Origin of the sequence: Paenibacillus harenae DSM 16969 (genome assembly GCF_000422465.1) — a bacterium.
Classification (GTDB): domain Bacteria; phylum Bacillota; class Bacilli; order Paenibacillales; family Paenibacillaceae; genus Pristimantibacillus; species Pristimantibacillus harenae.
The window spans coordinates 512195-536216 of record NZ_KE383845.1 but is presented as its reverse complement, the minus strand read 5'-3'; the positions used below and the strand labels follow the sequence as shown (position 1 = coordinate 536216).

The window sequence follows — 24022 nt, the reverse complement described above, 5'->3', positions numbered from 1 at the left end:
AGGGTATTGGCCCGTGCCGGACTCTATGTTTCAAAACAACCTTCATACATGCAATTGTCCTCGCGTCCGTTATAAATCCGGTAAGCATGATCCACATCTTCCAGCGGCGTAATGAAACAGAAACATACACCAATATTCAAAAATACAAACCTGTGAAGGATTCCCTATCAATGATATAGTTATCGAACTGCTGGACATCGAATAAATAAACTCCTGGTATGATCGTAATATGAAAGCGTTTCCATATCAATGACTGCCTCGATATTCGGCTTCCGGCATGAGTTGTAATTTCTTCTGTTGAAGATTGTACCATTGTGATTTTGACAGAGAAGAAAGGGGAAGTCCTGTGATAAGAATTGGAAAAGATAGACAAGGCGGAGCGTTCTTCACCCACCTGATCCTTTCCTTCACGCTGCTTGCCGTTATCTTGATCGGGCTTGTGGGAGGTTATTTGTATGTGCAGGCTAACCGTTTAATGATCGAAGAGGTGGCAAGAGACAGCCGGGAGCGGCTATCGGCCTCCAGCGATTTTATCGAAAATACGCTATTGCAAAAATATGAAACGAGTCTCCGCAACCGCGCGTTGTCGACCATGTCGCTTGAAAGCCAATCCATGCTGAATGTGCTCTTGGACAGCGATTGGGAAGGCAATACGAGCCGGATTGCGGCTTTTCGCAAGGAGCTGGAGATTTTCAAGGTCGGAAATGAAGGCGTTCACAATATTTCCGTCTACTTTCAAAGCGGCGATTACGTCGTCGACAGCAGCCAATTTTATATGCAGACCTCGAATTCCCCTGACAGCTCCTATATCCGGGAACTGAAGGAAGCCGGCCTAAACCGCTGGATTCCCCGGACATTACCGGATGGCGAGGAAGTGCTGACCTATGCAATCGCTCTCCCTTACGGTTCAATGCCTCTGCAGTCCGAGGGGGCGATGTATCTGGATGTGAAGCTGAGCAATCTGGTTCAGATGGCTTCGAGCATGATGAGCTCGCCACTTGAGCAGCTGTTTGTATTTAATGAAGAGAAAAATCTCTTTCTCCGCACTAATGCTAACAATGAGAAGATGCTTGGCTTCGTGAGGCAGCGGATGGAGAAGAAGCAGGAAATGTATTATGATGAGCGGGAGCAGTTCGCCGTGTCATACAGAGAAGACGCATCATCAAGTAACCGTTGGTCCTATGCCTTGGTCCGGCCGATGAATACATTCGTATCCTCGTCGGAACAGCTGAAGAGCCAAATCATTATCGGCTGTCTGCTTGTCTTATTAATAGGTTTATTGATCTCATATATGATTTCCAAACGGGTGTATATTCCGATGGGGAGGCTTGTTACAAGCATTCGCGGCTTGTATCATCACGGCGGCTCCCCGAGCCCGGTCTGGAATGAATATGCGATGATCGGAGGCGTTCTGGATAAGCTCGGGCAAAAGATCGAGAGGCTGGAATCCAATGCGAAAGTGAATGAACTGAAAAACTTGCTGCTTGGCGCGGACCTCGGTTTGGAATACGATCATTACCTGCCTCGCGATTGCCATTATATGATTTGCGGCATCCGCATGCTCGAAGGCAGCGGAGAAGACTTTCAGTACGTTTATGAACAGCTGGCTGCGTATGTCAAATATAAATATGTAAGCTTAAATGCCGGTGAAGCGGCGATTATCTATTTCTTCGAGCAGCAAATGGACATAGATGATGCCGAGCGTCTGATGCAAGCGGAGATCAGCCGGGTGAAAGAAGCGTCTGAAGGAAGGCTGCGCTTCGGAGCAGCTTTCGGCACGCTGGCGGGCTCTCCGGAAGAAATACCGTTCTCCTATCAATGCGCCGAGCATGCGTTCCGTTACCGTTTCTTTTATGGTCCGGAAGCGGTCATCAGGCACTCTCTTGTGTCGGCCTTCAGCAAAGCGCCGCGTCCGTTCTCCTTTGATGCTTATAAGAATGCTTTGAAGGCAGGGAACGAGGCGGCCATGAACAGGTTAATCGACGACTTCCAAAAGGATGCAGGGTCTGGCCATTTACAGCTCGAGACGGTTGAACTGGGGCTGCTACAATTCGCCGCGACGTTGTATCAGGTCGTCATTGAGCTGGACCTGCAGCAGCTCGTTCCGCCTTCCAACTTATTCGACGAGCTGAAGAAAGAGACTCTGGCGGCGACGATTGCCTCCATCCGGAGCTTGTCCGCCAAAATTACGTCCCATGTGCAGGAATCGGGAAACCACGCGCATGCGAAAATCATTTTGAAATTAAAGCACTTTATCGATGAGCACATTCACGAGGATTTGTCGCTGAACAAGCTTTCCGAGGTGGCCTCGCTTGCCCCGTCGTATATTTCCACTTTATTCGGGGCGGTCATGAACGAATCGTTCACGGAATACGTGACCCGGGTGCGGCTGGAGCGGGCCGCGACTCTATTGAGGGAGGAGAGGCGCTTGTCGGTGGCGGAGATTTCGGCGCAGGTCGGTTACCGAAATCCGCAGTATTTCCACAATAAGTTCAAAACGCGCTTCGGCGTGACTCCCGTTCAATTCCGCAACGCGAACAGCGAGTTAAGCCTGGAAGCATGAATGATTCCGGCCTCAAAGCAGCCGGTTGCGGCTGCTTTCTGAACGGATATAGAAAAAACCGGCCAGGCGGCCGGTTTTTTTCATGGTTTGTATCTCAGTTTTCATTTATTATTCGTCTCAAACTATCCTTTTATAGAACCGAGCAGCACGCCTTTAATGAAAAACTTCTGCGCAAAAGGGTACATAATAACCATCGGCAACGACGAGATGACCATCGCCGCCAGCTGAAGGGTTCGGGCTGTAACGGTTCCCGCACCTTGAGCTTTGGAGTAGAGTTCTGCGACTGCGGGATTGTTGGCGTTCACGGTGTTAGCCATCTGCTCAATCGCATCCGTAGACTGAATGAGCTTTAAGATCAAATATTGCAGCGTCTGCAAATCAGCGGATTGGGTGAAATACAGCGTCGCTCCGTAATCGTTCCATACGCCGACTGCCGTAAACACCGAAAGAGCTGCCAAAACCGGCTTCGATAACGGGATAACAATACGGAAGAATATCGTATACTCATTCGCTCCATCCATTTTGGCCGATTCAAACAGAGCGTCGGGAATCGCCTTGAAATTCGCATTGAAAATAATGACGTTCCAAAATCCGCCAAACAGGGCAGGGATGATGTAAACCCAGTAGGAATCATACAAACCGAGCCAATTCAACAGCATAAACGAAGGAATCAGCCCGCCGCTAAAATACATACTCGTAAAGCCAATTATCACATACCACCTTTTTCCATTTAAATAAGAACGGGAAAAGGCGTAAGTAAACATCGCCGTATACAGAATAGAAACGACCGTTACAATCACCGTCCGGGAACCGCTAATCCATGCAGCCTTAAGCATCCCCGGATCCGACATAACCGTCGCCCAGCTCGCCCATGTAAATTCCCTCGGCCATGCAAATATAGGTCCTCGCACAAGATTGTCGCCTGTATTCAAAGAATTGACGATAGAAAACCAAAACGGATATATCGTTACGATCATAATAAGAACCATGATGACGACATTCGTCACATTAAAAGTACGTTCTCTCCAGCTCCTGCCTCCGACCATACCGGACGCCTCCTAAAAGTTATTCTCGCTGCTTCCATGAATCATCTTCTCTGCAAGCGAAAAACTCGCTTAGGAAGCATTTAAAACAAACCTGATTTTGTCAGCTTCTTGGATAGATGGTTGGCTCCAAGCAGCAGCGCAAGCGCAAACACCGATTTCATTAACCCGATCGCCGTAGCCGAAGCAAACTGGAACTGCCCAAGCCCCGTTCGATACACGTAAGTATCAATAACCTGACTGGCCGGCAAGTTCAAAGAGTTTTGCAGGACGTAAATCTGCGTAAAGTTATTGTTCAGCATGCCACTTATTGCGAATATGACCAGAATCATAAACGTAGGCAAAATGCCGGGCAGCGTGATGTGCAGCATCCGTTTCAAACGGCTCGCCCCGTCGATAGCGGCAGCCTCATATAAAGACTGGTCGATGCCAGCCATGGCAGCCAAATACAAGATGGCGCCCCAGCCTATTTCTTTCAACAAATTGGTTCCGATGGCGATGCCCCAGAAATATTTCGGCTCGCCCAGAAACAGAATGGCCTCATCGATCAGGCCCAGCTTCAGGAGCAAAAAATTTACGATGCCGCCATCCGGATTGAGCAGCGTGATGAACAACCCGCCAAAGATAACCCAGGAAAGAAAATGCGGCAGGTACGTGACGGTTTGTACAAACGATTTAAACTTGGCATTCTGGATCTCGTTTAAGAGCAGCGCGAAGATCAGGGTTACAGGAATCCCGACCAGCGAGCCCAAGAGATTGATGCCCAGCGTATTTCTCACCATAGGCCAAAACTCAAAGTGCCGGAAAATCGTCATAAAGTTCTCGAAATTGTTCCATTGACTCGTGAAAATCCCTTTAAAACCCGAGATGGGATCGTAGGCCTTGAATGCCATCAACAGCCCGTACATCGGGATAAAGTCGAATATGACAATCATAATAATTGCTGGCCAAAGCATCGTCTTGAGCTCCAGCTGGGTTCGAAAATCGTGCCCGAGCCTGAACGATTTTTTTCTTTTGATATTTGCTGTCGGGATGCCTCCCTGGGTGGCGCCTTTTGCCATCATTCGTCCCTCCCTTAAAAAAATGATAATGCCAAAGTGCAGCATGGAATGTACATGCACTTTGGCACTATTCATCACTCAAATCATACGATTAAGAATTAATGCCTTTAACCGTAACACCCATTTCCTGCGACTTCTTCTGAAGCTCCACGTCCAGCGCCGCATCAAGCTCGTCGACCTTCAATTGCTTCAACATGGCGACAAACTCGTCATAAAGCTTGTTGAACGCTGCCTCATCCTTCGCGAGTACCATCTTGGCAACCTGAGCTTCCATGTATTGCTGGATTTGATCTCTTATTTGTGCATTTTTGCTTCCGGCCGCAAAGAAATCGCCAGGCAATGCCAGTACAGACTGATCGTATCTTACCACTTCCGGCGATCTTCCATAAGCCGTCTGCGCTTCCATTTGAATCAATCCGCCGGCGCCTTCTCTTTTCGTCGGAGCCGGCTGCACGTTTTCAACGAATGCCATATTGGCGAATTGCCAGAAGATATCCAATCCCGTTTTGGCGCTGTCCTTCTGATCTTGTATACCTTTCTCCGTTCTTATAAAGAGGCCTTTGTCATCTTTCGTGAAATGAACGCCTTCGATACCGAAGTTATTGAGAGTCATCCCTTCGGTGCTGGTCATAAAGCTGAGCCATTTCGCCAACTTTTCCGGTTGCTTGGTCGATTTCGAAATATATGTTTGCATCCAGCCTGCCCCAGGTTCAGACCCTTTAGGGAAAACAGGTTTTGTGCCTTCGTTCGACAAGATCGGACCGGGAGAAACCCAGAAATCAAGCTGATCGAATTTGCCCTGAGCTGTATTCCCGATGAACATAAACACACGTTTGGACAAGAGGTTGGCTTCGATCGCAGCATTATCCGTCGTCATCTGTCCGGCATCGAAGTATCCGCCTTGTGCCGCTTTAAACAGAAATTGAATAGCATGCTTGTGTTCCGGAGCCAAGAGAATATTTCTAAATTTCCCGTCTTTATCAATAGGCATAGCGCCAAAAGATCTTTGAAGAAACTGGAGCGTCTCGCCATGATAGTTTTTGCCGTGTATCTGAAGCGGGATAACAGGCTGGCCGTCAACTACCAGCTTCATGTCCTGTACCTTTTTGAGAGCCGCGAGCACGTCATCCTCGGTTTTCAGATCGGTAAGGGCAATGCCTGCTTCCTTCAAAATATTCGAGTTGACTAAAACGCCTTTGTTTTCACTATATTTTGCCACATCTTCAAAATAAGTGTCTGCATACGGATATACCTTTCTTGCGTCATCGCCGCCCATATGACTCGGAATGGCATACCAGTCGCCATCGCGTTTGACAAGCTGCTCCTTTACATCTTCAGGAAAATCCTTGAGCAAATGAGATTCCGGATCGTATTGCTTAAGAAATTCTTCCAATTGCCAAACCTTGCCGGCTTCAACCAGCTTTTTCCCCATATCCGGGCCTACAGTCGTAATGATATCCGGGAAAGAGTCCGTCGTTGAAACCATCATCAGATTCAATTTCGTGTCGCCGTCCTGAGCCGGAATGTTGTAGCTGAAGGTAAGCCCTGTCTTTTCCGTAATTCCGCCCATGACCGTCCCAGACTCAGCGTTCCATTGAGGCGGGTTCCAGAATCCTGCGGTAGCGAACCAGTTCACATTAACCGGCTCCGCAGATGCATCCGGCGTAGCAGACGACCCGGTATTCGCCGAATTCGTCGGCTCGGTGCCGCTTCCCGTATTGTTGGCGCTGCAGCCTGACAACGCAATCGTTGCGGCCAACGCCAGAATTGAAAACACTTTCAACTTCATACTTTTCGTTCCCCCCTGTGTAGTGGTTACTGCTTTTACATCATAGCCTGCTATCCCGATGTATCATATGTTCCGATTTTTATATTTTGGTGTACATTTCAGATAGCGTTTACATTTTGCGATACTTGCTGGGCGTAATACCGTAATGCTTTTTGAACAGCTTGTTGAAATGAAAGTAATCCTTGTAACCTACACGCTCTACGATCTCATGAATAGACAGCGAGGAATCATGCAGCAATTCTTTGGCCAAACTCAATCTTTTGTTTATCACATACTCCGAATACGTTTTTCCCGTTTCCTTCTTGATAAGCGAGCTTAAATATCCGAGACTGATATTGAACTTCCGGGACAAAGTCCCCAGCATAATATCTTCCGCAAAGCTGGAGTCGATATATCCGATGATCTTCTTGACCGTCTCGTTCGAAATATGCAGCTCTTCGCCGGCTTGCTGCCCGAACATTTCCTTGAGCCTGTCGAACAGCTGCTCAATCGAACTGTAATGACGAAAGATTTGATAATAGTTCAAGTATTCGATTTCGTATATGACATCGCTGTTGCCGTAATATTTATAAAAGAGCGAGACGATTTGATTGTAAAGGGAAGAGATTTGGTCGATCTGCATTTGCCGCTCCTTGCATTCCCCGCATAACTCATCCAGCCATCTGTTTAACAACTCCGGTTTTTGTTCCTTGATGGCCAGTTCGATTTGCAGAACCCTTCTCGTCAGCTCCGCTGCATGATCGGCCGCTTTATATTCGATTATCCGGTCCTCCGGCCGGGTGAAAGAACTGAAAAGAGCGACATCCGATTCCTGGTAGAGCTTGGCTACGGATGCCGAGTAAACGCCGATGCCGCTAATCCCGATAAACCGGGCGTCAGACAGATGATCGGAGATGAAATCCAATAACCCGACCGGATTTTTCGATTCGTCGTAATTGATCAGGCAGGAAATTTTATTTTGCCCCGTTCGAAACCGCAAATAGCGGATATCGGCAACCGCCGCCGATCCTTCATCGGCATCCGAAACCGCCGCTCCCTCGTAGAGGCAACTGACAAACCGATAGTGCGGATATTCAAATGTGATTCCCCTGCTGGCCAGAAAGTTATGAATTTTCATTTTATGGTCGGGTTCGAATATATCGAACAGATCGTCGAGAAACAAATCCAGGCTTTTTTGAGCTTTTTGCTCCTTCTCCAGATCCTTTTTTAAACGCGTTAACGTATCCGTCAGCTTGTTTTTGTCGACTTGCTTGAGCAAATAATCAAACGCGCCGAGCCGGAGCGCCTGCTGCGCATATTCGAATTCCGAATATCCGCTGATCAGGATCACCTTGCTAGGCAAATCATGCAGCCGGATTTGTTCCAGAAGCTCGATCCCGTCCAATCCCGGCATGCGGATATCCGAAAGGACGAGGTCCGGCTTCTTCTCCATAATCGTCTCCAGCGCTGATAGTCCGTTATGCGCTTCTCCGATTACGGTATAGCCAAGACTTTCCCATTCCACCAATTGTTTAATCCCGTACGCAACCCAAGGCTCGTCATCTACAATGAATACGGTGTGCATCTCTATACAACCTCCAATTATTCTGCATAGTCTTCTAAGGGGAAGGTAATTTTGACGGTTGTACCCACGCCGCTTTTGCTCTCGATGTGCATACCCGCCTCGTCGCCGTATAAAAGCTTGATTCTCCAGTAAATGTTGGATAAACCGATGCCCTGCATCGCATCTTTCGCTTCCTGACCTTTATTCTCGAATAACCTCAGCCGTTCGGTCAACTTCCGGAGCTGTTGTTCTTCCATCCCGTTTCCGTTATCCTGTATGACGTATTGAACCTGGCTCCGCGAGATCTTGTGCACCCCAATCCGGACGATGCCGTTGTCGATCTTTCTCTCCAATCCGTGGAAAACGGCATTTTCCACAATCGGCTGAAGAAGCATTTTAATCGTTTTCAGCTTCAGCAAATTTTCATCCACAGCGTCGATTATTACCCGTATCTTTCCCATGAACCGGAATCCTACAATTTTGGCGTATTCCTTGACATGGGATATTTCGTCCTGTACCGTAACAAAATCGCTCCCTTTGACCGAGTATCTGAACATATTGGACAAGGAGGCCGAAATATCGGCAATATCCTGAACTTTGTAATAAAAAGCCATGGCACGTATACATTCCAGTGTATTGTACAAAAAATGAGGGTTGATCTGATTGCGGTAAGCCGATATTTCCATCTGTTTTTTCGCGATTTCCATTTCGTACATTCGCTTTTGCGTATGCTGAATCTCTCCGCTCAGGGAGTCGATTTCGTCCAGCATTCTATTCAAACTGACGGCGAGAACGCCGATTTCATTCTGGTATGCCACATGGATGCGGCTTTCCCGGCCAATTTTTGGATAAGATTTCATAAAATCCATCAGTTCCTTTACCGGCTTTAAGATACGGGTGAAAAAAATGATCAGAAAGAAAGAGAGGATGCCAAACATGACCGCATACGTCACAATGTTCAGCCTTTGAACGGTATTCAATTCCTCCAGCAGCTCGTCCTTCGGAATGACGCTGATCAGCTCCCACCCGGTCTCGGAAAGCGTGCTCGTCTGCACGATATACCGGTCGTCGTTTTTCCAATCCTCTAACCGGAACGTATCCATATCGGGCGTATGTCCTTCGCCGGCCATCATTTTATGGTTTTGATCAAGGAGCAGGAGCCATGAATTGTCTGTTATTTTGGCGCTCTGCAATATATTGCCGAAGTTGCCGATATCCATGACAAATACGCTTGTTCCCTTATATTCCTTGGCGGGCGTGTTTTCCAAAATGTAGACCGGAACGGAAAAGGAATAGTACGGGATCGCTTCGCTTGTATCCGGATCCTGCAATAAACCGGAATATTCGATCTTGGGATTTGGCAGTTTGGCGGTTTCGCCGGTCCCCACACCTATATTGGCTACCATCGTCCCGTCCCGGTCGTAAAGCTGGATGCCCCGAATATTCTCTTTCAACGTGGTCGTATTGGAGAACACCGATATAACCTCATTGTGCTTGAGAATCCTGGACAAAGAATCATCCGAGTCCAGGTAAGATTGCACCGTCGGACTATACAGCATCGAAACCGAGATTCTCTCCATGTCCGCATAAAAGCTTTTCATCTTATCTTCGACCTGAAGCAAAATTTTGCCGGCGGAATCCGTTACCTTGCTCTCCACTATACGTTTGGCAATCGTGTTCGAGATGATAAATGAGATCAGAAGAATAACCAGCATCATCAAGATTAAATATAGGATTTGCCTGGTAAGGCCAAGCTGGTTGAATCGTAGCATGATTATCAAATCCTTTTCTCATTTTTCACATTAGCAAATCGACATTTTTTTCAGATATCGCGAATTTCAGGTTATGAGCGATTCTAATCATACACCCGCTCATGTTATTATAACAGCAATCGCAGCGCTGATCGAAGCGGTTTCATTTATGATGTTTACCCGCAATTTCTGGCACAAAATCCTTTATTCGACATTTTTCAACGTTTCAAGCACCTTGTCTAATTGCTATTTCACCAATCCTGCTATACGTCTGCTAATTTCTTGCGAATGGATGGATTTTGCAACTGTCAAGTAAATAAATGATGTAGAATGGTCAAACAAAGGGAGGAAACGGAAGGAATGACGAACAGCAAAAAGAGTTGGACAGGCTTAATGGCGCTAGCATTATCGGTGTCGCTTGTTACGGCCGGCTGCAGCGGCGCGGGCAATACACGGGCCTATGATTCGAACCTGTCTAATGGAGCGGAATCGTCGTCTCAAGATGCCCCGATCGAAATTACGTGGGCCAACAACTTTAATACGCCTGAAAAGGACGGCAATTACGTGCAGACAGAGTTGGAGAAAAAATTTAATGTCAAAATCAATAACGTGCATCTGGAGCGCGTCACCTGGAAAGAGCAAATTACGGTGCTCCTGGCTTCCGGGGACATTCCGGATATTTTCCCGATTGACGCGACGGAAACGGATATGGTGCTATGGGCGGATCAAGGGATCATCGCTAGCATCGATCCGGCGGAAATTAAAGCCCATATGCCTAAATTTACTGCGGCCTTAAATTCGGTCGATTCCGGCGCATGGAGCGTAGGTCAATATAACGGTAAAAACTGGGGCATCCCGAAAGTCTGGCCGGGCGGACTGGACGGCTTCATGCCTGGCTATAACGAAGCGTGGCTGAAAAACATCGGTTACAGCGAGCCGCCGAAGACGCTGGAGGAGCTTGAGGATGTGTTGACGAAGTTCGTCAACGACGACCCGGACAAGAATGGCCGGAAGGATACCTTCGGACTTACCGGCAGAGGCAAGCTGACGGAGCAGCTGTTCACTTCTATTTTCTCTGCACACGGCATTTCTCCATACCAGTTTAAAATGGGAGCCGAAGGCAAAATCGTATACGGCGGCATTACCGAAGAAACGCGCATGGCTTTGAAACTATTAAATAAGTGGTACAAATCGGGCCTGATCGATCCGGAATTCATTACAACGGACAATAATGAGATTAATAATAAATTCGCGGGCCGGAAGGTCGGGATGGTCGACAATATGAAGTGGGTCAATTTCCATAAGGATTCCAGCTTTGTAACCAAGCCGGGTCTTGAGAAAGGGGAAGTGATTCAACCGGCAAGCCCGTTCCCCGCTCCGGACGGCGAGCCGTACGGCTTCGCGTACGGCGCCCGCCAAGCTCCGGTTCTATTAGGCAAGCAGCTGGAAGAGGATGAGAAGAAGCGTCATAAAATGATGGAAATTCTCGAGTATGTCTCCACGGATTCGGAAGGCTACCTGTTAACGGGCTTTGGCCAGCTTGGCGTAAGCTACGAAATGGAAGGCGATCTGGCCATTGCGAAAACAGAAGAAGAATTCGCGGCTTGGAAATTTGGGGCAGGCCATTTCTACAACCCGCTAAGCTCCATAGACGTAACCATGCAGAAGCATACGACGAAGCCGGATGTGCTCGAGCTGAAGGAGAAGCTGAGCCCGCTAGTAACGCCTTTGTTTGATATCCTGGGACCGGCGGTGCTGACCAGCAAGCCTAAATATTGGGGGAATCTGAAGACGCTGCAGGATACTTATCTGATCAAAGCGATTGCGGGCGAAGCCGACACGGACAAGGATTTCGACAGCTTCAAGGAATACTGGCTGCGCTTCGGCGGCCGGGAAGTGACGGATGAAGTTAACAAAGTATTTGCAGAGCGCAAGGAATAAATCGTAAACTAAAAACCGTGCAAACTCTTGAGGCTGGAGCAGGAATGATGTGACTCTGCCTTTATTATGAGAGCGTACGGAAATAGATTGAATCTATCTCAGGAGGTAAACATGAATCAATTGATTGTGTACGAGCAGCCCGACTTGGCAATCGGGAACGATGATTTTACGGTAAATGTGCGCATGCCCGGCGGCGAATGGCTGCCGTTGTTCGTCTTTGAGGCGAAGGTGGACATGCATCATGTCCGGTCGGCGTCGATGGCTTATTTCGACATGGAGGGTACCGTGGAGGTGCGGGTCGTCTCGAATAAGCAGCCGATCCGGGAGGCGGTCATTCGCCCTTTATCGGCGGGAATAGCCTTTCAATCGGAAGACGGCGATACGATCAGCTTTACGCTGGATCGCCCCTGTAAGCTTTCGATCGAAGTGAACGGCGAGCGCTTCAGCAATTTGCATCTGTTCGCGGGTCCGATTGAGGACAATCCGCCGGGGGCGGACGATTCGGATGTATTCCTCGTCAATCCAGGAAGCCATCGCTCCGAGGAGCTGGCGGCAGCATTGAAGGGACTGGCGGACTCGAAGACCGGACCAGGAAGCACGCTGTATTTTGCCCCGGGCATTCACCGCTTGGAGGATAACATATTGCTTATCCCGTCAGGGACGACGGTTTACGTTGCGGGCGGGGCAGTGATAATCGGCTCCTTGATCTGCAAGCATGCGGAAAATATCGTCATTCGCGGCAGAGGCATCCTATACATGTCCGATTTCGAAAAAAGCACTTATTTGCGAGGCGTCCAAGTTACTTTCTCCAAAAATATCGAAATCGAAGGCCTCATTTTGCTGGACCCGCCGCATTACAGCATTTATCTCGGACAGTCGGAGCATATTCGCGTCCGCAACTTCAAATCGTTCAGCATTCGCGGGTGGTGCGACGGGATCGACATGATGTCGAGCTCGGATGTGCAGATCAAGGACGTTTTCCTGCGCACTTCGGATGACTGCATCGCCATATACGGCAGCAGGGGCGATTATTACGGCGATTCCCGCAATATTACGGTGACGGATTCCGTTTTTTGGGCGGATGTGGCCCATGCGATGCATATCGGCATTCATGGCGACCATCAGAAAGACGGCGATATCGTCGAGAATATCCGGTTCGATAACATCGATGTGCTGGAGCATCACGAGCCGCAGGAAAACTATTGGGGCGTTATGGCGGTTTGCGCCGGCGACAACAATACGGTCCGCAACGTCACGTTCAACGATATCCGCGTGGAGGATTTCGAGCTGGGCCAGCTCGTGGATGTCCGCGTCGTGTGGAATGAGAAATATAATCCGGTGCCGGGCAGGCGGATTGAGAACATTGTATTCAGCAATATCGATTATAACGGCGCCAATCAAAATCCGTCCCGCATTTACGGGTATGACCGGGAACGGGTGGTTGACGGCGTGACATTTGTCAATGTGAAAGTGAACGGGACTCCGGTCACGGATGCGGCAAACGGCAACATTCTGTATAACGAGTTTGTGAGTAACGTACGATTTGAAGAGTAGCTAACAGGTCTTCTTTCCAGTCTTAGACGGAGCTTGTAAGTTGGGGCCGAAGCGCGAGTCAATCACGCTTCGGCCCCTCGTGCTTCACCAATCGTTTGCGGTATTGGTGAGGCGTCGCGCCCATCTGGGCTTTGAACATTTTGCAAAAGTAAGAGCTGTTCGTAATGCCGACCTCTTCCGCGACAAGGGTGATCGGCTTATGCGTCGTGGCCAGCAGCCACGCCGCTTGGTGGGCTCTGCGCGCCGAGATGTAGGCGGAAATGCTGATCCCGATCGCATCCTTGAATAAATGGGATACATGATAGGGGGACAAATGAAGCTCTTTCGCCATGACGTCCAATCGGAAAGGCTCCGTATAATGCGTTTCGATCCATTTCAATATGTTCTCCGCCTGATGCGTTTGCCGGGGAGGGCGAGGCATCGGCTGCTCCGTTTGTTTCTGCCAGACCGTCTTGAGCGCCCGGAACAGAGCTACAAGGAAGAGAGAGATTTCCTCGAATTGATCCGTTTTGGATAAAGCGGGCAGCCGATCGTTCATGCTCTGAAACACGGGGTCCAGCAGCGAGGCCTCTTCCAGTCCATAGATGCACGGGGAGGACAGCTTACCCAAATACATATGCTTATAGAACGCATGAAGCGCAGGCCATTGCTCGAAAAAAGCTTCAAACATCGTCGGTTCAAAGGTCGCGATCGAACGCTCGAAGGCGCAGCCGCCGGCGTAATCAAGCTGGAGATGATGAAGCTGATAGGGCTGGAAGACGCACAGCATTCCGGGTTTAATCTCATATGGCGTATGATTGACAATCATCGTTCCCCTGCCTTGATGGATCAGCAGAATTTCGATCCCTTGATGGGAGTGGAACGTTTCCTTAAGCTCGTTATTTGCACTGATACGTTTATAGGCGAAATAAAGGGGAACGTCCCATATGGGGGCGTTTGGAACAATCGTCATTCGCGCCATCCGTCCTTTCCTCAACCGTTCGCGGACAACCGCAACACAGCGTTATTTTTCCCGCAATCCACTATAACTTTTATCTATTTATTATAGGTATAGTGGAGTGAGCAAAGCAATCATCACGGGAATAGGGAGGCTGCTTATTTATGTTAAAAGTTGCGATTATTGGTACAGGCTCGATATCGGGGGCTCACATTGGGGCGTATTTGCAGTTCGGTTCCCGCTGCGAGATCGTTGCGGTCGCCGATATTTACGTAGAGAAAGCGCAGGAGGTTATTAACCGCTACGGGCTTTCCGCCAGGGCGGTGAAAGATTACAAGGAACTGCTGGACGAAGATATCGATTTGGTATCGGTGTGTACGCCTCCGTACACCCATGCGCCGATCGCGATTGATTTTCTTCAAGCCGGCAAACACGTCCTGGTTGAGAAGCCGATGGCATCGTCGCTGGAAGAATGCGATTTAATGAATGCGGCTGCGCGCGCAAGCGGTAAAATTCTTTCGGTTGTCGCTCAGAATCGATTCAAAACGCCGCTCATGAAACTCAAATCGATACTCGACGCCGATCTGATCGGTCCGGTCGTCCATGCGCAGGTCGATTCCTTCTGGTGGCGCGGCCACTCCTATTATGATTTGTGGTGGCGCGGCACATGGGAGAAGGAAGGCGGCGGCTGCACGTTAAATCATGCGGTCCATCACATCGATGCCCTGCTGTGGATGATGGGGCAGCCAAGCGAGCTGCTCGCGGTGATGAGCAATGTGTCGCATGATAACGCGGAGGTGGAGGATTTATCCGTCGCCATCCTGCGCTATCCGAACGGAGCATTGGCACAGATTACGAGCTCGGTGGTCCATCATGGCGAGGAGCAGCAGCTCATCTTCCAAGGGGCGAAGGCCCGCGTATCCGCGCCGTGGCAGGTTACGGCGTCGAATGCGCAGCCGAACGGTTTCCCCGTGCCCAATACGCAGCTGGCTGATGAAATTATGGCCCGGTACGACAGCCTCCCCGAGGTCCGGTATGAAGGCCACGCCGGACAGGTGGACAATATTCTGACCGCGATCGAGACGGGCGCGCCGGTGCTGATCGACGGCGAAAGCGGACGCCGGACGCTTGAGCTGATCATCGGCATATACAAAGCCGCCAGCTTGGGGCAGAACGTAAGGTTTCCAATCGGGCCGGAGGATCCGTTCTATACGCGCGAAGGCATCCAGGCGAACGCCATTCACTTCTATGAGAAGACCGGCTCGGTCGAGAATTTCCAGAGCAGCAAGATCACAATGGGAAGCGATTATAAGGCGTAACCGAAAAGGGCTGCATCTGAAAGTAGAATCTTCTACTTTTGGGGCAACCCTTTTTCTATTGCACGCGCAGCTGTCGGACGCGCGGCAGAGCTTCATTGGGAGCGTGGGGTTCAATTTAGAGCCGGGAGGGTGCTTCGCTTGCAGCGATGAGGTCAGGGGTTCGATCCCTCTTGGCTCCACCAAAAGGAAGGCGAACCCCGGGGCTCAGTCCCCCTAAGCTCCACCAAAAGGAAGGCGAACCCCGGGGTTCAGTCCCCTTAGGCTCCACCAAAAGGAAGGCGAGTCCCCCTTGGCTCCATAAAAAAGCACAGAGGTGGCTCGGGAGACCGGTTATACCTCTTTTGGCTACCCCGAAAGGGGCGAATCCCGGTTTTAGTCCCGTGTACAGGGAGTATAGCATTTCTAATGGTTGCCACAACCGTTAATTCGCCGATTTTAGTCTCTTTCATGATTTAACGGTTGTCATAGACGCTATTTCCTTGTTTTCTAATGAGTTGGGTTATTAGTGGCACAGATAGCGGTGATTATAACCGTTAGGTTTTCAAGAACGGCTTTTTTGGGCGAATAACGACTGTGGCAACCGTTAGACCATTAGAGCTCGTTGCTCAGCCGATATGTACGGTATCGTTGTTTTCCGCTCGCTACAATCACCAGCTTCTTGACCACAAGATGACGAAGTACAACTCGGGTGCGGTTCTCCGAAAGCAGCAGATGAGCTGCAAGCTCTCGCGGCTCAAAAGTACGCATCAATCTGCGAGCAAATCGTAACGTTTCCGCTTCCGCCCAATTCAGATTAGATGTCACGTCAATAGACAGGAACTTCCCGACAAAGGAAAGAACCAATTGTTTGCAAACGCCTGGATCGTCGCGGACAGACAAGTAAGCGACGGGCAGAAAGAACCAATCATCAAGGACCAGAAAGGCTTGCTTCATACACAGATCCTTGAACCGGCCTGTTTCGATATCTCTGGCATGAGTGCGAAAATCCTGAATCTCAATGCAGCCTTTCGCGCCTCCCGGCATATAAGCAAGATCCAGATAACGATATCTGTTGTTCAAGTCGCGTACCTCATACTCAGCGTATAGATCGTCCAGATTTCCAATGGCGGGAAACCATATCGAGCGCAGAAATATGACGGTTCCGTGACTCAACCCTTTCCTTAGGAGTTCTCTTCGTCTGGGATTTTTCTCCTCTTCTAACTGTTTGCTTATCCAGTGACCATAGACCTCTTCAAACAACAAACTCATCTCTTCACCTTCCTTATGAAGAGCACATAAAAAAACCGCCCCGATACGATCGTGCTCCAAGAGGAGCGCCGTATCAAAGCGGTATGTGCTTCACACCGTGAATTTGTACATAATGTACCATATCATGGTGATTTCAACAAGGCGTTTTAGCGGAATTTATACTGGAGAATGATATCACCGAATCGAGTTGATCAATCTTCCTCTTTCTGCGGGAATATGGGAATAAAGTCTTTTGTAAACCAGTCTGATGTCAATGTTAGAAGGTAGGTATTGATAATATTTCAGTGATTCGAGAGCAAAGAATGGAGAATGCTTCGTTCTCATTGAAGATTATTTTGGAGTTCTAGGAGACATTGAATAAAGGCAGGGCGTTCCATACGCGATAGTTTACCGTTTAACGGCATATAATTACTAACGCATTTAGAAGGGCATGTTGCTTGTGTTCAAAGGTCTAGACAGTACTAAAGTATCTTTACGGCCTTACGTCTTGTGTTTACACTAATTGTAAAACATCATAACGTAATCCGTGGTGCTGGAATCTTCCTTGAAAGCGAATGTTTATGAACGATCCGGCTCTCCGGAATCTCAGTATGCGCGACAACAACGGTCTGAGCGGAAGACCCGAAAAACAACTTAAATGGAAGGAGAAGAGAAACAATGAATCAACTGAAACAAACTCAAAAAATGGGAGTGAAGGTTAAGCTTTCAACATTATGGATTATAGTCATGTTTAATATGGCTTTTGCGGATATCCTCAGTTTTATCACACCCGGATTCATGAAAGATATTGTAGAAGGGACAATGGAAATTCAAGTGAATCAAGGCTTGCTGCTGGTATTTGCAATTCTAATAGAGATTCCAATTATGATGATCTTTTTATCCAGGGCATTAAGTTATAAAATAAACCGTTGGACCAACATGATTGCTGCTATAATCACGATAATATTCGTTATTGGCGGCGGATCGGCTTATCTTCACTATATATTTTTTGCATCCATTGAGACGATTTGTCTGCTGATTATTATTTGGAACGCTTGGGTATGGAAGAATGGCGTTGAATAAACCGTTTCGCTGAGTTTGCGTCTGAGTAGCGGCGCGGGAATGTTGACGGTGAAAGCAGCAGGATCATATAATGAATGTATGCTTATACCAATTATATCCACCAAACTCAATATGCCTCCGCTTCGGTTAAACCGGATTCACCGTCCCCGCCTGACCGAACGTTTGAATACAGGCAAGCATCGCAAGCTGACGCTTGTCTCCGCATCGGCGGGCTTCGGCAAAACGACGGCGGTCTGTGAATGGCTCTGCGGTCTAACGCAACCGGTTTCTTGGTTGTCTCTCGACGTGGGAGATAACGATCCCTTGCGTTTTTTGACCTATCTTGTTGCTGCTCTGCAAAAAGCGGGGGTGCCTTTCGGGGAAGGCATGTTTCCGTTGCTGCAATCCCCGCAGCCGCCGCCGATCCCATCTTTGATGACGAACCTGATCAATGCCATCTCTAACGTTCTTGAACCTTTCATCCTCGTACTCGACGACTATCACGTGATTCATGCCTCATCGGTAGATCACATTGTCAATTTTCTGCTTGACCACCTTCCATCCCAGATGCATCTCGCCGTCATCGCCCGCGAAGACCCCCGATTGTCTATATCCCGAATGCGTGTCCTGAATCAATTAAACGAAGTGCGCGCCGGCGACTTGCGATTTACATCTTCCGAAGCATCCGATTTTCTGGTCAGGGTAATGGGGCTAAGGTCGTTCATACTCCAAGCCTCCACTTCTAAAGCGGCGGGAGCATGTCACTTCGGATTGAATCCTGAAACAGTTCCCGAACCATATAGCTTCCGGTACGCATCCGGCGTCATGCCTTCCTTCTGGCGGAACGTGGCCACGAAGTGGCTCGCGTCGCGGAACCCGACCGCTTCACCGATGCAGCGCACGGTCCAATCCGGACGGGAAGGAAGCCATTCCTTCGCCTTGCGGAGCCGCAGCTGAATCAAATAAGCGTATGCCGTCTGGCCGAACAGCTCGCGAAATCTTTCGTTCAGCTGCCGTTCGCCGATGCCGAGCTGCGTCGCCATCTCCGCTAATCCGATTCCCGGGTTGGCGAATTCTTTTTCAAGCCAATCTAACAGACCTTGGATTCGCCCCAGCCGCGTCGACATGGACGGCCGGTTGTCCGTGCGGGCATCGGTCCGGAGCCGCGTCAGGAACCGGTACAAATCCGCGGAGTACCGCCATCCCGACGGATCGCCGCCTGCTTCTGCGAACGACAGCAAGCTTTCCAGCTCGCCCGTAATCTGATCGTTGACCGCTTCCCATTGAAAGCGTTCGGCGATGCTCCAGCCGAGCGATTGCACGATGCTTGCGGCCGAGCTTCCATGAAAGGTGATGAAGCCGGTCAGCCACCGGCCGCCTCTGGCTTCATATCGATGAGGCGTCCCCGGCGCGAGAAGGACGCCCGACCGATCCGTCATTCTCCAGCTGCGTCCGTTCATCGAGAGCTCGCCTTCTCCTTCCAGCGTCTGAAGCCAATGGTAATAGGGATAGCCATTCGGCCGGTCGATCGTCTCTTGGTCGTGTTTGATACCAATCGTTTCCAGCTGCAAGGGCAGCAATTCCGCGGGGGAGGCGGGAACGACGAGGCGCATCTTATAAAACCTCCATATTCTTATATGCTTCTACACTTTTTTTATATTGGATATAGTCATTATAAGCCATAATATAAAGTTATCAAATGCAGTTTTATCATATAAGACGAGGTGTGGCAAGATGATTAACACAAAAAAACCGAAAATTTGGTACGGCGGCGATTACAACCCCGACCAATGGGAGAAGCCGATTTGGGACGAAGATTTACGCATGTTCAAGCTAGCCGGCATTGACGTGGCGACGCTCAATGTATTCGCTTGGGCGAAAAACCAACCCGACGAGGAAACCTACGATTTCGGCTGGCTCGACGAGATGATGGACAAGCTTCACGCGGACGGAATCGGCGTCTGTCTCGCGACAAGCACGGCGGCGCATCCCGCTTGGATGGCGCGCAAATACCCGGACGTTCTTCAAGTCGACTTCAACGGCCGCAAACGCAAATTCGGCGGACGCCACAACTCCTGCCCGAACAGCCCAACCTATCGCAAGTATGCGGTGCGTATGGCGGAGAAGCTCGCGGAGCGCTACAAGGGCCATCCGGCTCTGCTCATTTGGCATATCAACAACGAATACGGCGGTGCCGGGAATTGCTACTGCGACAACTGCGAAGCGGCTTTCCGCGAATGGGCGAAAGCGCGTTACGGCACGCTGGACGAGGTGAATCGCGCCTGGAATACCGGATTCTGGGGTCATACGTTCCACGACTGGGAAGACATCGTCTTGCCAAGCGGCCTCAGCGAGGAATGGGCCGGCGCGAACGGACGGACGGAAACGAACTTCCAGGGCATCTCGCTCGACTATATCCGCTTCCATTCCGACAGCCTGCTCGACTGCTACAAGCTTGAATATGAAGCGGTCAAAAAGCATACGCCGGACATTCCCGTCACGACGAATTTGATGGGCGCCTTCAAGAAGCTCGACTACCATAAATGGGCGAAGCACATGGACGTCGTATCGTGGGACAACTATCCGCGTTTCGATACGCCGCACAGCTACACGGGCATGATGCACGATCTGATGCGCGGCCTGAAGGACGGTCAGCCGTTCATGCTTATGGAGCAGACGCCGAGCCAGCAAAACTGGCAGCCTTACAACTCGCTTAAGCGCCCGGGCGTCATGCGGCTATGGAGCTACCAAGCGGTAGCCAGAGGCGCGGATACGATTCTGTTCTTCCAGCTTCGCCGGTCGATCGGCGCCTGCGAAAAATATCACGGAGCCGTTATCGAGCATGTCGGCCACGAGCATACCCGCGTATTCCGCGAATGCGCCCAGCTTGGCGCGGAGCTCGGGAAGCTCGGCGATACGCTCCTGGATGCCCGGGTCGAGGCCAAAGTCGCCATTCTGTTCGACTGGGAAAACTGGTGGGCAGTTGAAATGTCCAGCGGTCCGACCATTGCCCTTCGTTATGTGGACGAAGCGCACAAGTTCTACGATGCGCTTTACCGATCGGGAATCGCGGCGGACGTCGTCAGCGTGGAAGCCGATCTTAGCGGTTACGACCTCGTCATTGCGCCCGTTATGTATATGGTGAAGCAGGGTATAGCGGATAAGCTCGAGAACTATGTACAATCAGGCGGCGCGCTCATCACGACCTTCTTCAGCGGCATCGTAGACGAAAACGATCTTGTGAAAACGGGCGGCTATCCCGGCGAGCTGCGGAAGCTGCTCGGCATATGGGCGGAAGACATCGATGCCTTGCTTCCCAGCCAGCGCAACCGGATTGTCTTACCGGATGGCGCTTCCGGCTTGAAGCCGGAATACGAATGCGGCATGCTCTGCGACTTGATCCACTCGGAAGGCGCCGAAGTGAAGGCGGTGTACGGCGACGATTTCTATCGCGGCATGCCGGCGCTTACCGTTAACAAGTTCGGCGCAGGCGAAGCCTGGTACTTGGCCACGAGCCCGGAGGCGGCGTTCCTTCAAGATTGGCTCTCGCAGCTATGTTCCTCCCGCGGTATCAAACCTCTCGTTCATTCCGCGCCGGAGGGCGTGGAGACGACGCTTCGTTCCAAGGACGGCCAGGAGTACTTGTTCGTGCTCAACCATAACGCGGATGCCGTAACGGTCGAACTGGGCGATCGGTCTGGCGTTGACCTGTTGACCGGCCGTCCGATGGATGGCGGCAAAGCGGAGCTTGCGGGCCGCGATGTATGGATTGTAAAGCTTCATATGTAGAGTTTAAATCTGTACCACGGCCCCTGCGCCCAGCAGGGGCTTTGGACATGTGAATGAGGGGATGAACAAGATGAAAATTAACGTAAAAGCAAGCGATTTGAAGCAAATCGCCGGACGTGTGACGGAGTACACATTCGACATGGACTTGACATGGGATTGGCCGGGAGGAGTCGCCTACTACGGCGTCAGCCGGGCGTTCGAGGTAACGGGCGAGCAAGTTTACCTCGATCGGATGATTGCTTGGGTGGACGAATACATCGAAGCGGGTCTGCCGGACTGGACGGTTAATACGTGCGCAATGGGGCATATCCTGCTCACGCTATACGAGCATACGAAGGACGAGAAGTATGCCAAGCTTATTTTCAGCAAGGTCGACTACCTGGAGAATAAAGCGCTGCGTTTCGGCGACCGGGTGCTTCAGCATACGGTATCGGCCAATAACGATTTTCCGGAGCAGTGCTGGGCGGACACGCTGTTCATGGCGGCTTATTTCATGCTGCGCGTAGGCATCGCGTTCGACAAAAAACATCTCGTAGACGACGCCTTACATCAATTTTTCTGGCATATTAACTATTTGCAGGACGAAAAAGACGGGCTGTGGTATCACGGCTACAACCATATCAAGAAGGACCATATGTCCGGCATTTACTGGGCTCGCGCCAACGCTTGGGCGGCTTATACGATGTCCCGGGCGGCAAGGATACTGCCGGAAGGCTATCTGTATCCTCCGATGATGCATATTTGGAGTTCATTGCGCGACCAGCTGGCCGCCATCAAGAAACTTCAGAAGGAAGACGGCCTCTGGGGCACCGTTCTCGATTATCCGGATGCCTACGGCGAAGTATCGGCGACGGCGGGCATCGCCGCGGCAATGGTCACCCAAGGCAATCCGCTGCACGCGAAGTACGTGCAGAAGGCGCTTAACGGCTTACTTACGAACATCGCGGACAATGGTCGCGTGCTGAACGTATCGGGAGGTACCGCCGTCATGAACGACATCGCCGGCTATCTCGGCATCGACAGGAAATGGGCCCAAGGCTGGGGGCAGGGACTGGCGCTCGCTTTTTTGGCTGCGGTCATCGAGAATGAGAAATGAAACTAGGACAACTGAAACGGAGTTAGAACGGACACGGCGTCTGAATCTACAGCTGGAAGTCCCCATCGGGTAAGCTCTGTCAATCATTCGGTCAAGATTCGGACATCCCGTATCACACCAATGTTTTCATTTCAAGGGAGCCCGTGTTCCTCCGGCTTAACGCGAAGCTGACCAGCGCGGCGGCCAAGCTGATTGCAATAAGAGCGGCCGCAAGCCAAGGTTGCTGACGGAGCGTCGCCGTTTCATTGACTAAATATCCTCCCGCTCCCGCACCGCCGGCGATGCCGAGGTGAATGACCGAGGTGTTCAAGCTCAGGACGAAGTTTGCGGACTTAGGCGCTTGCTGAATCATATAGCTCTGCACGGCGGGGCCGGAGGCGAACAAAGCCATAAACATGATAGCGATAAGAGCAACCGCGAGCGGGACCGAAAACGTAAAGACGGGCAATAGCGCCAAAGCCATCAGATGAATGACGAGGCTGGTTCCGAGCGTACGCAGAGTTCCCCAGCGGTCGACCAGGCTGCCTCCAAGCCAGGAGCCGAACGCGCCGATCAAGCCGAGCGCAAGCATCATGAAGCCGATATCCGCCGTTTCGAAGCTCATCATTTGCTGCATGTAAGGCGAAATATACGTTAAAAACACGGAGTTTCCTCCTTCGCGGAACAGCGAAAGCAAAAAGGCGGTAAGGATAACCGCGCTGCCGACTTGCCTCAGCTGGCGCAGAAACGGAATCGGGGCATCTCCTTCCACGGCGGGCATCAGACGAATAATGGCTGCGCCGACCAGTGCGCTTAGCGCGCCGAGAATGATAAAAATAAACTGCCAATTGATCAGGTCGGCAATGGCGATGCCGAGCGGCACGCCTAGTATCATCGCGCTGCTAAAGCCCAAAATAATCGTTCCGATGGAACGCCCGAGCTTCTCGGCGGGTACAAGCTTTGCGGCGATGCCCAGCGATACAACAAGGAAGACGCCGGAGCTCGCTCCGAGCAGCACGCGGGAAGCCATTAACGTCTCGACGTTCGGACTAAAGGCGGACAAAGCGCTTCCGGCGATAAAGACGATTAGCGAACCGACGAGCAGCGATTTCCGGTTCAAACGGCTCGTCAGAACAATAACAATCGGAGTTGTGATTGCAAAGGACAAGGAATAAGCCGTAATCAGTTGTCCGGCTATGGCCAGGGATATATTTACATCCTCGGCGATTCGGGGTAAAATGCCGGATACGACCAATTCGGAGGTTGCAGTCAGGAACACTCCGAGGGTGAGCATATAAATCGTAAACGCGTATGTTTTCATCATTATCGATCCCTTCTGTTCTTCTTGTTTGTATTATAATTAGGTTG

16 protein-coding genes are annotated in these 24022 nt (G+C 50.4%); 7 read left to right on the top strand and 9 right to left on the bottom strand.

Translation table 11 applies throughout. From position 1 onward, the window contains the following. The first annotated feature begins 346 nt into the window (after window positions 1-346). Entirely contained in the window at window positions 347-2563 is a 2217-nt protein-coding gene (locus tag H581_RS0130230; RefSeq protein ID WP_029192519.1) for a helix-turn-helix domain-containing protein, read from the top strand. A 122-nt stretch (window positions 2564-2685) separates the two neighbouring features. On the opposite strand, the gene H581_RS0130225 is transcribed toward H581_RS0130230, so the two are convergent. From H581_RS0130225 to H581_RS0130205, 5 genes are all read right to left on the bottom strand, one after another. Next, window positions 2686-3609, bottom strand: a complete 924-nt coding sequence (locus H581_RS0130225; RefSeq protein ID WP_029192518.1) for a carbohydrate ABC transporter permease — start codon at window positions 3607-3609, stop codon at window positions 2686-2688. Between the two features lie 80 nt (window positions 3610-3689). After that, the gene (locus tag H581_RS0130220; RefSeq protein ID WP_245600200.1) at window positions 3690-4670 is read right to left on the bottom strand and encodes an ABC transporter permease; all 981 of its coding nucleotides are present in this window, start codon (window positions 4668-4670) and stop codon (window positions 3690-3692) included. A gap of 88 nt (window positions 4671-4758) precedes the next feature. Beyond that, window positions 4759-6456, bottom strand: a complete 1698-nt coding sequence (locus H581_RS0130215; RefSeq protein ID WP_029192516.1) for an extracellular solute-binding protein — start codon at window positions 6454-6456, stop codon at window positions 4759-4761. Between the two features lie 109 nt (window positions 6457-6565). Then, window positions 6566-8020, bottom strand: a complete 1455-nt coding sequence (locus H581_RS0130210) for a response regulator transcription factor (protein ID WP_029192515.1) — start codon at window positions 8018-8020, stop codon at window positions 6566-6568. Window positions 8021-8037: 17 nt separating this feature from the next. Then, window positions 8038-9771, bottom strand: coding sequence for a cache domain-containing sensor histidine kinase (locus H581_RS0130205; protein WP_029192514.1), 1734 nt, complete (start codon window positions 9769-9771; stop codon window positions 8038-8040). Window positions 9772-10110: 339 nt separating this feature from the next. Here H581_RS0130205 and H581_RS0130200 point away from each other — a divergent pair, with 339 nt between their 5' ends. Then, the gene (locus H581_RS0130200; RefSeq protein ID WP_029192513.1) at window positions 10111-11691 is read left to right on the top strand and encodes an extracellular solute-binding protein; all 1581 of its coding nucleotides are present in this window, start codon (window positions 10111-10113) and stop codon (window positions 11689-11691) included. Between the two features lie 111 nt (window positions 11692-11802). After that, window positions 11803-13245, top strand: coding sequence for a glycosyl hydrolase family 28 protein (locus H581_RS0130195; protein ID WP_029192512.1), 1443 nt, complete (start codon window positions 11803-11805; stop codon window positions 13243-13245). Between the two features lie 58 nt (window positions 13246-13303). Here H581_RS0130195 and H581_RS0130190 read toward each other — a convergent pair whose 3' ends face one another. Further along, the gene (locus tag H581_RS0130190) at window positions 13304-14197 is read right to left on the bottom strand and encodes an AraC family transcriptional regulator (protein WP_029192511.1); all 894 of its coding nucleotides are present in this window, start codon (window positions 14195-14197) and stop codon (window positions 13304-13306) included. Between the two features lie 149 nt (window positions 14198-14346). On the opposite strand from H581_RS0130190, the gene H581_RS0130185 reads away from it, so the two are divergent. Continuing rightward, complete coding sequence (locus tag H581_RS0130185; protein WP_029192510.1) at window positions 14347-15501, top strand: Gfo/Idh/MocA family protein; 1155 nt, start codon at window positions 14347-14349, stop codon at window positions 15499-15501. Between the two features lie 591 nt (window positions 15502-16092). Here H581_RS0130185 and H581_RS0130180 read toward each other — a convergent pair. Then, window positions 16093-16749 (bottom strand): hypothetical protein, encoded by a 657-nt coding sequence (locus H581_RS0130180; RefSeq protein WP_029192509.1) that lies wholly within the window; start codon window positions 16747-16749, stop codon window positions 16093-16095. Window positions 16750-17406: 657 nt separating this feature from the next. Here H581_RS0130180 and H581_RS0130175 point away from each other — a divergent pair. Beyond that, window positions 17407-17811, top strand: coding sequence for a DUF6326 family protein (locus H581_RS0130175; RefSeq protein ID WP_029192508.1), 405 nt, complete (start codon window positions 17407-17409; stop codon window positions 17809-17811). Between the two features lie 740 nt (window positions 17812-18551). Here the strand turns inward: H581_RS0130175 and H581_RS0130165 are convergent. After that, window positions 18552-19403 carry an AraC family transcriptional regulator gene (locus H581_RS0130165; RefSeq protein WP_029192507.1) on the bottom strand — a complete coding sequence of 284 codons (852 nt, stop codon included), beginning with the start codon at window positions 19401-19403 and terminating at the stop codon, window positions 18552-18554. A gap of 121 nt (window positions 19404-19524) precedes the next feature. Between H581_RS0130165 and H581_RS0130160 the strand changes: the two genes are divergently transcribed. Together H581_RS0130160 and H581_RS0130155 are read left to right on the top strand one after the other, a co-directional pair. Continuing rightward, on the top strand, window positions 19525-21579 hold the full coding sequence (locus H581_RS0130160) for a beta-galactosidase (RefSeq protein WP_029192506.1): 2055 nt from the start codon (window positions 19525-19527) through the stop codon (window positions 21577-21579). 70 nt (window positions 21580-21649) lie between these two features. Further along, window positions 21650-22675: a glycoside hydrolase family 88/105 protein gene (locus H581_RS0130155; RefSeq protein WP_029192505.1), complete on the top strand. Its 1026-nt coding sequence runs from the start codon at window positions 21650-21652 to the stop codon at window positions 22673-22675. A gap of 112 nt (window positions 22676-22787) precedes the next feature. On the opposite strand, the gene H581_RS0130150 is transcribed toward H581_RS0130155, so the two are convergent. Further along, window positions 22788-23978: an MFS transporter gene (locus H581_RS0130150; protein ID WP_245600199.1), complete on the bottom strand. Its 1191-nt coding sequence runs from the start codon at window positions 23976-23978 to the stop codon at window positions 22788-22790. Between the last annotated feature and the right edge of the window lie 44 nt (window positions 23979-24022).

Bases quoted from the DNA above. Each gene is read 5' to 3' on its own strand.
- H581_RS0130155 (WP_029192505.1), top strand. From the start codon at position 21,650: ATGAAAATTAACGTAAAAGCAAGCGATTTGAAGCAAATCGCCGGACGT.
- H581_RS0130220 (WP_245600200.1), bottom strand. From the start codon at position 4,670: ATGATGGCAAAAGGCGCCACCCAGGGAGGCATCCCGACAGCAAATATC.
- H581_RS0130205 (WP_029192514.1), bottom strand. From the start codon at position 9,771: ATGCTACGATTCAACCAGCTTGGCCTTACCAGGCAAATCCTATATTTA.
- H581_RS0130210 (WP_029192515.1), bottom strand. From the start codon at position 8,020: ATGCACACCGTATTCATTGTAGATGACGAGCCTTGGGTTGCGTACGGG.
- H581_RS0130225 (WP_029192518.1), bottom strand. From the start codon at position 3,609: ATGGTCGGAGGCAGGAGCTGGAGAGAACGTACTTTTAATGTGACGAAT.
- H581_RS0130180 (WP_029192509.1), bottom strand. From the start codon at position 16,749: ATGAGTTTGTTGTTTGAAGAGGTCTATGGTCACTGGATAAGCAAACAG.
- H581_RS0130190 (WP_029192511.1), bottom strand. From the start codon at position 14,197: ATGACGATTGTTCCAAACGCCCCCATATGGGACGTTCCCCTTTATTTC.
- H581_RS0130215 (WP_029192516.1), bottom strand. From the start codon at position 6,456: ATGAAGTTGAAAGTGTTTTCAATTCTGGCGTTGGCCGCAACGATTGCG.
- H581_RS0130185 (WP_029192510.1), top strand. From the start codon at position 14,347: ATGTTAAAAGTTGCGATTATTGGTACAGGCTCGATATCGGGGGCTCAC.
- H581_RS0130200 (WP_029192513.1), top strand. From the start codon at position 10,111: ATGACGAACAGCAAAAAGAGTTGGACAGGCTTAATGGCGCTAGCATTA.
- H581_RS0130195 (WP_029192512.1), top strand. From the start codon at position 11,803: ATGAATCAATTGATTGTGTACGAGCAGCCCGACTTGGCAATCGGGAAC.
- H581_RS0130150 (WP_245600199.1), bottom strand. From the start codon at position 23,978: ATGATGAAAACATACGCGTTTACGATTTATATGCTCACCCTCGGAGTG.
- H581_RS0130165 (WP_029192507.1), bottom strand. From the start codon at position 19,403: ATGCGCCTCGTCGTTCCCGCCTCCCCCGCGGAATTGCTGCCCTTGCAG.
- H581_RS0130160 (WP_029192506.1), top strand. From the start codon at position 19,525: ATGATTAACACAAAAAAACCGAAAATTTGGTACGGCGGCGATTACAAC.
- H581_RS0130175 (WP_029192508.1), top strand. From the start codon at position 17,407: ATGAATCAACTGAAACAAACTCAAAAAATGGGAGTGAAGGTTAAGCTT.